Source organism: Alkalihalobacillus trypoxylicola (assembly GCF_001590785.1).
Lineage (GTDB): Bacteria > Bacillota > Bacilli > Bacillales > Bacillaceae_D > Alkalihalobacillus > Alkalihalobacillus trypoxylicola.
Genome location: NZ_LTAO01000019.1, coordinates 17993 through 29063 on the forward strand (window position 1 = coordinate 17993; position 11071 = coordinate 29063).

Annotated in this window: 10 protein-coding genes and 1 tRNA gene; 9 read left to right on the forward strand and 2 right to left on the reverse strand. The window is 36.5% G+C overall.

Translation table 11 applies throughout. The annotated features are described in order from the left end of the window. Positions 1–194 precede the first annotated feature (194 nt). A complete protein-coding gene (locus AZF04_RS12195; protein WP_045482723.1) occupies positions 195–1025 on the forward strand; it encodes a formate/nitrite transporter family protein in 831 nt (276 codons plus the stop codon). Between the two features lie 119 nt (positions 1026–1144). Next, a complete protein-coding gene (locus tag AZF04_RS12200) occupies positions 1145–1600 on the forward strand; it encodes a DUF2188 domain-containing protein (protein WP_061948965.1) in 456 nt (151 codons plus the stop codon). 575 nt (positions 1601–2175) lie between these two features. Here AZF04_RS12200 and glpK read toward each other — a convergent pair. Then, complete coding sequence (glpK, locus tag AZF04_RS12205) at positions 2176–3681, reverse strand: glycerol kinase GlpK (protein ID WP_061948966.1); 1506 nt, start codon at positions 3679–3681, stop codon at positions 2176–2178. A 280-nt stretch (positions 3682–3961) separates the two neighbouring features. On the opposite strand from glpK, the gene AZF04_RS21430 reads away from it, so the two are divergent. The 7 genes from AZF04_RS21430 to AZF04_RS12235 all read left to right on the forward strand — a co-directional run bounded on the left by AZF04_RS21430 (position 3962) and on the right by AZF04_RS12235 (position 9474). Further along, positions 3962–4120 (forward strand): hypothetical protein, encoded by a 159-nt coding sequence (locus tag AZF04_RS21430; RefSeq protein ID WP_169802524.1) that lies wholly within the window; start codon positions 3962–3964, stop codon positions 4118–4120. Between the two features lie 72 nt (positions 4121–4192). Next, positions 4193–4265 (forward strand) — tRNA-Ala (locus AZF04_RS12210). Between the two features lie 276 nt (positions 4266–4541). After that, positions 4542–5225, forward strand: coding sequence for a response regulator transcription factor (locus AZF04_RS12215; RefSeq protein WP_082795385.1), 684 nt, complete (start codon positions 4542–4544; stop codon positions 5223–5225). Positions 5226–5236: 11 nt separating this feature from the next. Further along, complete coding sequence (locus AZF04_RS12220; protein WP_061948967.1) at positions 5237–6274, forward strand: sensor histidine kinase; 1038 nt, start codon at positions 5237–5239, stop codon at positions 6272–6274. Between the two features lie 168 nt (positions 6275–6442). Further along, complete coding sequence (locus AZF04_RS12225) at positions 6443–7222, forward strand: ABC transporter ATP-binding protein (protein ID WP_061948968.1); 780 nt, start codon at positions 6443–6445, stop codon at positions 7220–7222. Between the two features lie 44 nt (positions 7223–7266). Next, positions 7267–9138, forward strand: coding sequence for an FtsX-like permease family protein (locus AZF04_RS12230; RefSeq protein WP_235599985.1), 1872 nt, complete (start codon positions 7267–7269; stop codon positions 9136–9138). A 15-nt stretch (positions 9139–9153) separates the two neighbouring features. Next, entirely contained in the window at positions 9154–9474 is a 321-nt protein-coding gene (locus tag AZF04_RS12235; RefSeq protein ID WP_061948970.1) for a YxeA family protein, read from the forward strand. Between the two features lie 527 nt (positions 9475–10001). Here the strand turns inward: AZF04_RS12235 and AZF04_RS12240 are convergent. Continuing rightward, a complete protein-coding gene (locus AZF04_RS12240) occupies positions 10002–10598 on the reverse strand; it encodes a hypothetical protein (RefSeq protein WP_061948971.1) in 597 nt (198 codons plus the stop codon). Positions 10599–11071: the final 473 nt, after the last annotated feature.

An 11071-nucleotide genomic window follows, 5' to 3' on the forward strand; every position in this document is an offset into this window, starting at 1 on the left:
TAGAAAATATAACAAGATAATCCATTCCTATTTTAAAAAAGTATTGTAATAAAATTTACGATGAAAACCCTTATATAATAAGGATTTTTAATTTTCTCGGTAGATAATATAACGAAAACCAAGGAGTCATTAAAGAATACCTTTATATTTAATAAATAGAAAATTTAAAAAAATCAGAGAAGTGGGTGGAGAATTTGGATAATGTTAATCCGAATAAAATTGTTGATACGATGATTCAAGCGGGCAAAACCAAATCTGAACTTTCGATAAAAGATTTATTAATCCGAGGGGGTCTAGCCGGTGTTTTTTTAGGATATGCAACGACCTTAGCATTTACAGCCAACCTTCAAACCGGGATCGGACTTATTGGTGCACTTATTTTCCCAGTTGGTTTTGTTATGATTATTTTATTAGGGTTAGAATTAGTAACCGGAAATTTTGCATTAATTCCAGCTGCATGGATAAATGGTCAAGCGACTATATCCAATATGTTGAATAACTGGTTTTGGGTCATTATTGGTCATTTATTAGGAAGTCTGTTATATGCTTTATTATTCGTTCTTACCATTACACAATTTGGCACATCAAATTCTGGTGAAATGCTTAATCTTATTGTATCGATTGCTGAAGCCAAAACCATTGGCTATTCAGAGCTCGGCATGGCTGGACTCGGTACCTTACTGGTGAAATCGATTCTCTGTAATTGGATGGTAGCATTTGGCGCAATCATGGCCATGTCATCTAGTTCAACTAGTGGTAAAATACTAGCAATGTGGCTACCAATATTTATTTTCTTTGCTCAAGGCTTCGAACATGCGGTTGTCAATATGTTTGTAATCCCTGCTGGAATGATGCTAGGAGCCAATGTAACGATGGCTGACTGGTGGCTATGGAATCAAATTCCTGTCCTTGTCGGAAATGCAATAGCTGGTATTTTGTTAACTGGAATTGCTTTCTACATCACTCATAAAAGTAAGGATTTGGCACAAAATCCCGTTTCTCAAAAACTAAAAAAAGCTCAATAAGCTCTAAGCTTTTTACATAAAAGAAATGATCCTTTTCCGTAAGGGTCATTTTTTTACGACGCATGTACGTTTTTAAAAGGGAGTTTGTGGGAATTGGTTCTTTATAGGGAGGTGAAACAATGCCTTGGGACAAAGATCAGTATCCTCAAGCCTTTAAAAAGCTCGAAACACCTATTCGTAAAAAAGCAATTGAAATCGCTAATTCGATGATTTCTGATGGTTATAAAGAGGAAGAAGCGATCCCTATCTCGATTGAGCAAGCGAAAAAATGGAGTGAAAATGCATCGAAAAAGGAAAAAAACAAGATGAAGCAGGCCTCCAATGATAGACTGCAAAGTGAGCAAAAAAATGAACATAGCCGTCCTGAATTAATGAATAAAGGTCAGCATGTATTAACTCATGAAAAAGGTTGGGCCGTACAAGCAGAGACTACAAAGCAACCTTCTGCTATCTTCGAAACGAAAAAAGAAGCGATTTCACGAGCTAGAGAAATCGCCCAAAAGAAAGAAACCCACCTAATTGTCCATGATGCCAACGGTAAAATAACCGAAAAAACAACCTATGAAATAAAATGATTTTTCTTAATCGCTTTGAGAGAACGCAAAAACGAGTCTGATTTTTACCATCCGACTCGTTTTTTAAAATCTCATGATGAGACTCTTAAAGGGTCAATACAAGCGATTACTACTATGAATATAGTAGTATAGCGAAACTCTCTCTCTAGTGAAGCTGATTAATATAACGCCACCCACTAAACCCCATTCTAATCTATGAAGCAAGAAGATGAACTTCAGCTTGCTATTTTTCTTCTTTTTTATCAAGATAAATAAAGTTAAGAATCACCATAATAAATAACAAGATTGCAACGGTGAGTAACGCATAATCTAACCAAGAACTGAACTGCCAATCAACCATTAGTAATGACAAAAAAATTAACACTATATTAACAAACATTCTTAATTTTGAATTCCTCATTTTTCTCCGGGAAAATCTATCCTTCAGAATAGTCCCCTAATCCGCCTCCCTATTAAATCTCTTAAAGAAAGAATACTAAAATAGGATAGAAAAGTAAAATACAGCAAGATCATTTTGCAGCTTTAAACGAAGAATGACTTAGCTCCTCCTATTCAAAAGACGTAAAGCTAGTCTTTTAGGAAGAAGACGGCTTAAAACGAATCGTTGCTTCTACTGCATTTTTCCAGCCACTATATAATAGAGCTCTTGTTTCGTTATCCATACTTGCGCTATAAGCATGCTCCATTTTCCAATTTTCTAATATTTCCTCTCGGCTTTCCCAATAACCTACAGCTAATCCAGCTAAATATGCCGCACCTAAAGCTGTCGTTTCATTTACTTCTGGCATTTCGACAGGAACATCCAATAAATCACTTTGAAACTGCATGAGGAATTGATTTTTGGCTGCTCCTCCATCTACTCGTAGCTTTTTTAATTCAATTCCAGAATCCTCTTCCATTGCAATAAGAACATCTTTCGTTTGATAGGCCAACGATTCTAACGTTGCCCTTACAAAGTGTTCTTTTGAGGTCCCTCTCGTTAAACCAAAAATAGCTCCTCGAGTATCACTTACCCAGTAGGGTGTACCTAGCCCTACAAAAGCAGGAACAACATAGACTCCCTCTGTCGAATCTACCCTCTGTGCATATTTCTCTGTTTCTTTAGCGTCTTTTATTAATCTCAAACCATCTCTTAACCATTGAATAGCCGATCCTGCTACAAAAATACTTCCCTCTAACGCATATTCTATGTTCCCATCAATTCCCCAGGCAATAGTTGTAAGCAAACCATTCTTGGATGGAACTGGTTTATTTCCTGTGTTCATTAGCATAAAACAGCCTGTTCCATATGTATTTTTGACCATTCCACTTTCAAAGCACATTTGGCCAAACATCGCTGCCTGCTGATCACCCGCAATTCCTGCAATTGGAACTTTTTGTCCAAAAAAATGATAGTCAGCGGTATATTCATAGATTTCAGACGATGACTTCACCGTTGGTAGCATTGAGTCAGGTACTTGGAGGATTTCTAGTAATTCTTCATCCCAGCTTAGCTCGTATATATTGTACAAGAGGGTTCTACTTGCATTGCTATAATCGGTCACATGTGCTTTTCCACCCGTCCACTTCCAAATTAACCAAGTATCAATGGTACCAAATAATAACTCCCCTTTTTCAGCTCTTTCTCTTGCTCCTTCGACACGGTCTAAAATCCATTTAATTTTAGTTCCTGAGAAATAGGGGTCGATTAATAATCCTGTTTTCTCTTTAATTATATCTTCATAGCCATCTTCTTTTAATTGTTCACATATTTCACTTGTTTGCCTTGATTGCCAAACGATAGCTGGGTAAATAGGTGTTCCTGTTTGCTTATCCCACACTACCGTTGTTTCACGTTGATTCGTTATGCCGATACTTTTAATACTTTCTGGCTTGATCTCCGCTTCTGAAAGGACACTGGCTACAACAGAAAGAGTCGATCCCCATATTTCATTGGCATCATGCTCAACCCATCCACTTTGAGGGAAAAATTGAGTAAATTCCCTTTGTGCACTATGAACAACTTCACCTTTTTTATTAAAAATCATTGCTCTTGTACTTGTTGTTCCTTGGTCTATTGATAAAACATATTGATGATTCATGTTTTCCTCCTTTGAAAAAGAAATAAAAGGACAGCCTTTTAAAGCACTAGAAAAATCCTAGATAATTTAAAACACTGCCCTTATGACGTTAAAATCACTATTAACTTATACCCTATTATAGCTCCCACACAAACGTTTGAAAACCCTTTCTTTTAGATCTTTTATTTCAAGCTACTGCTATTGTCATTATTAGAACTATTTTGTTATGATATTTTTTAGACGATGTATTTTGAAGCAAAACATTAAACATCATTAAATCTATACTTTGGAGGATAAATGAATGACTGCCGTTATTTTCGGCTTTACCGTTTTTTGCGGATGGCTAATATTTGATTTTGCAAAAGAAAAACAATTAAGAAAAGAACTCGTAATGAGCTCCTTTATTGTAGGGACTATTGCAGGAGTAGGTTGGTGGCTACTAGGCTATCTATTTAATTAAATACTAGTTGCATAAACCACCTTTACCTTTTATAATATGGTTTGTAGCTTTCGTGAGTATGCTACGTTCCTTGGGGCCTTAGCTCAGCTGGGAGAGCGCATCGCTGGCAGCGATGAGGTCAGGGGTTCGATCCCCCTAGGCTCCATCAAACATTAAACACGCACACTCTCATAAAATGAGTGTGCGTGTTTTTTTGCATCTTTTACAATCACCCATTTTTAAAGCCTTCAGGTAAATAGGCTTCCTGAAAGAAAAAGTCGTATGATTAACGCTTTATTGAGCTAGTAAAGCAGGTAGGTATTGATAAGAGACTAAGTTGAATTTACATCCTCTTCTTAAACTTTCCTATCTTATGCAATACTAGTTTTTTATTCGTGATTCATTTAGAATTAATAAGTATAAAGTTTAAGGAGGGCTACGAATGAATATGAATATCTTTATTATTGAGGATGACTCTCTTCTCCTAGAAGCACTTAAAGAAGGGCTCAATCAGTGGTCATATGGGGTAAGTAGCCCAACTGATTTCTCTCATGTGATGGATAGCTTTGTAGAACATAGCCCACACCTAGTGATTATTGATATACAACTTCCAAAGTACGATGGTTTTCATTGGTGTAGAGCTATACGGGCCGTTTCGAAAGTTCCTATTATATTTCTTTCATCAAGAGATCATCCGATGGATATGGTGATGGCAATGAACTTGGGGGCGGACGATTACATTCAGAAGCCTTTTAATATGGATGTACTTCTAGCCAAGGTTCAGGCTATGCTTCGGCGAACGTATACGTATGAAGAAGCATCCTCGGATGTCATTGAGTGGAATCAAGCACTTATTGATTTAAAAAGTGGTGGGATTTATAAGGATGGGAAAAGCATTAACCTGACTAAAAACGAATTTTTTATTCTTTCCATTTTAGTTCGTTCAAATAATAAGATTATCTCACGGCATGAACTGATGAAAATGCTTTGGGATGATGATCAATATATTAATGACAATACTCTCACTGCCAACATTACAAGATTACGGCAACAGCTTTCTTCTCTCAATTTAGCGGAAGGGATTGTAACTAAAAAAGGGCTTGGGTATATGGCCATTACGCTTTAGGAGGTTTCACATTGTTCATATCGTATCTCATTTATAAAAAAAGTTGGCTCGGCTTAATTGGATTACTGCTTCTACTTACTAACGCTTTAATACAATTTGATTCTGGTATTGGTGTGGAGCCTCATTCTCTTTTATATTTAAATTTCTTGTTTATAACCATCTTCGTTAGCTTTTTTATTTGGAGATATAAAAAGGAAACCGCCTATTATAAATCTCTACTTACCCTTTCTAACCGTATGGAAGATGATTGGTTTGAAAGCATCTCTGAACCCGACATACGTTTTCCTGACCGACTGATTTATACTCTATTACAAAACATTCATCAGCATGATCAAAACAAACAACGTGAGTATCAGTCCACCCAAATAATGGAACAAGATGATCTTTCCTCCTGGGTTCATGAAGTAAAAACGCCCCTTACCGCTATGAAAATTATCATAGATGCTCATCGATCGAATGAGTTAGCTCAAAAGCTAAATGCAACCTGGTTGAGGATGCACCTATTAATAGACCGTCAGCTTTATATTTCCCGATTTGCTAATTTAGACTCAGACTTAATACCAGAAAAGCAGGAAGTACAAATTTTAATAAAAGAAGAGATTCGAGAGCTATCTACGTGGTGTATGGAAAAAAATATATCGATTGAGTTGACAGGGAATCCTTCTTCTACTGTGTATACCGATAAGAAATGGTGCGGATTTGTCATGAGACAGCTTTTAACGAATGCGATTAAATATAGTCCAAAAGATGGAAATGTATTCATTCATATTGATCACAACGATAGTGACTCTGTCATTGTTACATTTAAAGATGAAGGAGCTGGCATTCAAGCTCATGACCTGCCACGTATATTTGATAAAGGCTTTACGGGAGAAAATGGGAGGGTTCAGCACTCAGCCACCGGAATGGGGCTTTATCTTGCAAAAGAAATCAGCAAGAAATTACATATTCAACTTGAGGTGGCTTCAGCAGTAGGTGAAGGTACTTCTATATCGATGATATTCTCTAATCATAATCCATTAGAACGCATAAGACGAACTTTACTATAAAATAGGCTTTTTATGATAAGTAGTTAGGATATTTAGAGCCTGACTGCTTTTTATTTGACAAAGTGACAAAAATATCACATTAGCTTCCATTTTATCACCTAAAGCTTACGACCTAGAGCCATAAAAGAATTACACTGTGTATAGAACAACTTGAATGGAGTGTATGAAATGACAAATCAAAAGATAATGAAGACGGTTTTAATCGCTGAAGGAGTACGTAAATCTTATGGCTTAAAGGGCAATGCTCAACAGGTGTTAAAAGGAATTGATCTTCGAGTGACTGAGGGTGAGTTTGTTGGAATTATGGGACCTTCAGGCTCGGGCAAGACAACTCTTCTCAACACATTAGCTACTATTGACCGTTCCACAGATGGCCAAATTCATATAAAAGAGCACGAGATTTCGAAAATGAAGGATAGACAGCTTTCAAACATTCGTCGTCAACATTTAGGCTTTATCTTTCAAGATTACAATTTGCTCGATACATTAACGGTAAAAGAAAATATATTGCTGCCTGTTTCTTTAACAAAAATAAGCAAAGATCAAGCTGAAGCTGAGTTTAATGCGATTGCAGAGATTTTAGATATTAAGGAATTAGCTAATAAATACCCTTCTGAAATTTCAGGTGGTCAAAAGCAACGTACCTCTGCAGCACGAGCGTTAATTCATTCGCCATCGATTGTTTTTGCTGATGAGCCTACGGGTGCCCTTGATTCAAAAGCCGCTTCCAATTTATTGGAGAATCTACATGAGATTAATGAAACACGACAAGTAACCATTGTTATGGTCACTCATGACCCATTAGCATCTAGCTATTGTAATCGTGTCATCTTTTTAAAGGATGGGAAAATTTTTTCTGAATTGTATCGAGGAGAGAAAACGAGAGAATCATTCTTTAAGGACCTTCTTGATATGCAAGCCGTTCTTGGAGGAGGCAATCAGAAATGAACACACAAAAATTAGTGCTCCGTAGTATGCGGAAAAACATCAAGATGTATTATCTCTATTTTTTCGCGATGATTTTCAGCATAAGTTTGTATTTTATCTTTTCTACCTTGCAAAATGACCAAACTGTTGTTGAAATGGTTCAAGCCAGCATGAACTTCTCAACGGCCTTTCAAATCGCTGGAATATTACTCATTCTCATTACCATTGTGTTTACGATGTATGCTACTGGCATCTTTATTAGAAGACGCAGTCAAGAAATCGGATTATATCAGTTAATTGGCTTGTCCAAGGCTTGGGTCGCTCGGGTACTGATCTTGGAACACATCATTCTTGGGCTAGGCGCTTTACTGATCGGAACGCTAGTCGGAGCTTTGCTATCGCGACTCTTTCTTATCCTGTTTATGAACATTATCGGTCTTGAAGTTACGTTTGGCTTAACCTTTTCTGGCCAGGCACTCATCCAAACGCTTGCTGTTTTTACTTGTTTAATTGCGGTCACATCCTTACAAATAATATTGACGGTTTATCGCAGTACATTACTACAATTGTTTCAAGCAAATAATCAAAATGATCACTTTGTCAAACGTCCAAGCATCGTTTCAGGCATTTTAGGGTTAGCAGGATTAAGTCTAATCGGGTTTGGCTATTATATGTCTACCTTTATTGCATACAATGCGGATTTGCTGATCTATTTTATGTTAATCGTTCTCGCCAGTACTATACTCGGAACCTATTTAGTCTTCCATACGACCATAAGCTGGATATTATATGTATTTCGAAAAAAGCAAAATGGAAATCTCGGCTTGTATAATAGTCTTTCGGTAGCACCCTTAATGCACAGAATGAAAGGTCACGCCAATTCGTTAACCTTAATCACGATATTGTCGGCCATGACGATTACGATGATTTCCCTTTCCTATTCGTTATATTATTCAACCGAAAAGGATGTGAGGTTGGCTATGCCTTTTGATTTTGCAGTGGAGAATATGCCGGAGGAAGCCGCTCTGATTAAAAGTAGCTTAGAAGACGAACAGATTCCATTTGAACAATATCAAGTAGATGCCATTCGATTTGATGGCGTATGGGCGGATCAGGATCCAAATGTAGCCAATCGTCACAGAAAGACTATGCTTTTCTCAGCAGAAAAAATGGCGCAGGCTGGATTAGATGTTGAGCGTCCCCAAGACGGTGAAGCCATCTATCAAAGTACGCGAGCGGTTATCGAAGGAATGGAGGTTTCATCTCCAAAAGAATTGCAGTACGCATCTAACGATGAAGATAATAGTCTAACGGTATCCAAGTCTAAGCTTGAAAACGTGATGAACTATAGATTCCATGGCGATCAATTACTTGTTTCTGAAGAAACCTTCGAGAAAATAAGAGAAAACATTCAGGAGGGTGCTTACGAAATTTTGAGCTTTGAAGTGTTTCACTTATTGGATACTACGAAATCGGGTGCCGCCTCGGACATCTTTCTAACGAGTGTGGACAGTGGCGAATTTATCACTGATTTTTATTCCGAACACGAGGCATCGCGTCAAACCTTCGGGCTCCTCATTTTCATTGCCGGCTTTTTAGGCTTGGTGTTTATCCTTTCAACGGGAAGTATTTTGTACTTCAAACAAATGACAGAGGCTGAGCAAGAAAAAACTCATTATCGGACACTTAGACAACTCGGATTTCAAGTAAACGATATGATGAAAGGCATCATCCGTAAACAGCTCTTTGTTTATTTAATTCCTCTGGGAATTGGGTTAACTCACGCTGCTTTTGCCCTTAACGTAGGTTCTATTCTCATCGCTGCAAGCATGCTCACCCCAATCATTATTAGTATGCTAGCGTATATTGTCATTTATTTAATGTTTACCGTAGTTACGATTCGATATTACAAAAGCATTGTCACAAATGCATTATAGAAGGGGAGAAAATTTATGAAAAAAGTCTTAATTTCTTGTCTCGTTGTCGTTGTTATCATGGTTAGCTTATACTTCTTATTTCGCGAGCCATTAGATCGTTTTAATCCATTGATTGAACAGGAATATGTATATGTTGAGATTCAAAATGACCCTTCAGATGATGACGGGAGATATAAATATAGGGAGGAAGGCGTCACTGAAAGCGGGGAGACTAAACGAGTTGTATTCTCTACCAGTACTAGACTTGATCCAGGAACGCTTGTAAGAGTACTTGCCAAAGGTACCTATACGGAAGAATATGAATTTATTAATGAGGAGCAAATGCCATCAGATTAAGCGAGTAAGGTTCTTTCCGGAATTCTAAACATAAAAAATGTGTTTAACTAATAAGGATGGGACCATTCGCATGAATGAAGAGCTCCACACATGTTAGGTACTCGGCTATTCGTTCTCCAAGACGCTCCACGTCCGGTTTGGTGTTGTTTAACTAACTTTTTTAAAGTAGATTTCGGCAGGCCACTTCATCTACCACTAGATTATGTATTATATAGAGAATCTACTAATCCAATAGGACCCTCCTTCTTTTAATAAGAAGGAAGGTCCTATTCGTTATTTATGTATTCATCCATTACAAACTATTTCAATTCTCGCTAATTGAGGTTATTTTAAAAAAACTTTTGTCCCAGCCTCAATAGCCTCCATACATTCTTAAACTAAATACAGTTACTGCTTATCTTATACATATGTTTTATTTAGAGGTTCCTTATAGGAGCAATAAATCTTTTGTTATTATGATTAGACTTGCTAATATAACCTTTACTTTTAGAAACATTTTATCAAAACGCCTTTTCCATTCTAATAGATTATTTCTCAATATACTTCAAAATTCCTCTATTATTAAAAACCGGTACAGCAAAAAGAAAAATAATAGGACTAACAATAAAAACTCCCCAGTGAATAAAAATCCTTAATATGATATCTTTAAACAAAAATTTTATGGTCACGTAAAATAAATAAATCATTTGTTGATCCTTAACTCTTTCAAACTTTGATTTGTAGCTAGAACTGATCGTATAAACAGAACCTCTTTGTCCTCTTATATAGTAATCTTCCGGAATATCTTTACCGATATTACTGTAATTAGTAAATCCTTTGGACATAACTCCAATAGTACTTCCGAAAACCTTTTGATAAATCCAGGTTGTTTGAATAAACAGATTAGCATGCGGGTAAAAAATGGTATTAAAAAAGTATAGTTTGAAAGCAAATAAAAATGAAAAAATAAAAAAGATGATATCCTTTATTTGATAATCAGTACTTAAAAATTGTCCACCCAATTTCCAAATTTGTGAGATTACAAAAAGGTACATTAAAATAAGAAACGGTGTCAAATAATACCTCTTCTTTATATTTTTAATCGCATCTATATACTGTTTGAAAAGCGGAATAAAAAACGACATCACAAAATCTCCTTATTAGTACTATTTTACCAGTATTAAATATACACTTTTGTAAGGGGAATGTAAATATATTCCTCGGATTTTATTCTCACTCTCTTTCTTCACAGCTTTTTAGGCAAATTAAGAACGTTAATAAGTTGAGTGAATTTCATAATGGCTCTATAAGTGAATGAAATCGAACGTTTATTATAAATATGTCTTGAATGTTGTTAATTCATTTGTTGTTTGAAACGGTAGGTAGTGACTCCCAAAGGATCAGCGCAGTGTGAAGATCCACTCTGACGTAGCTCTGCGTAGTCAGAGTTAGCTGAAGACAAGCCCTTTGGAAAGCATCTACCTAAAGTGAAAATCAAAAACCTAATCAATCGGATTTYATTAAAAGACGAATGTTTGCAAATTCACTCGTTGATTGTAACGGTAGGTAGTGACTCCCAAAGGATCAGCGCAGTCTGAAGATCCACTCAGACGAAGCC

Bases quoted from the DNA above. Each gene is read 5' to 3' on its own strand.
- AZF04_RS12200 (WP_061948965.1), top strand. From the start codon at position 1,145: ATGCCTTGGGACAAAGATCAGTATCCTCAAGCCTTTAAAAAGCTCGAA.
- glpK (WP_061948966.1), bottom strand. From the start codon at position 3,681: ATGAATCATCAATATGTTTTATCAATAGACCAAGGAACAACAAGTACA.
- AZF04_RS21430 (WP_169802524.1), top strand. From the start codon at position 3,962: ATGACTGCCGTTATTTTCGGCTTTACCGTTTTTTGCGGATGGCTAATA.
- AZF04_RS12215 (WP_082795385.1), top strand. From the start codon at position 4,542: ATGAATATGAATATCTTTATTATTGAGGATGACTCTCTTCTCCTAGAA.
- AZF04_RS12225 (WP_061948968.1), top strand. From the start codon at position 6,443: ATGACAAATCAAAAGATAATGAAGACGGTTTTAATCGCTGAAGGAGTA.
- AZF04_RS12230 (WP_235599985.1), top strand. From the start codon at position 7,267: ATGTATTATCTCTATTTTTTCGCGATGATTTTCAGCATAAGTTTGTAT.
- AZF04_RS12235 (WP_061948970.1), top strand. From the start codon at position 9,154: ATGAAAAAAGTCTTAATTTCTTGTCTCGTTGTCGTTGTTATCATGGTT.
- AZF04_RS12240 (WP_061948971.1), bottom strand. From the start codon at position 10,598: ATGTCGTTTTTTATTCCGCTTTTCAAACAGTATATAGATGCGATTAAA.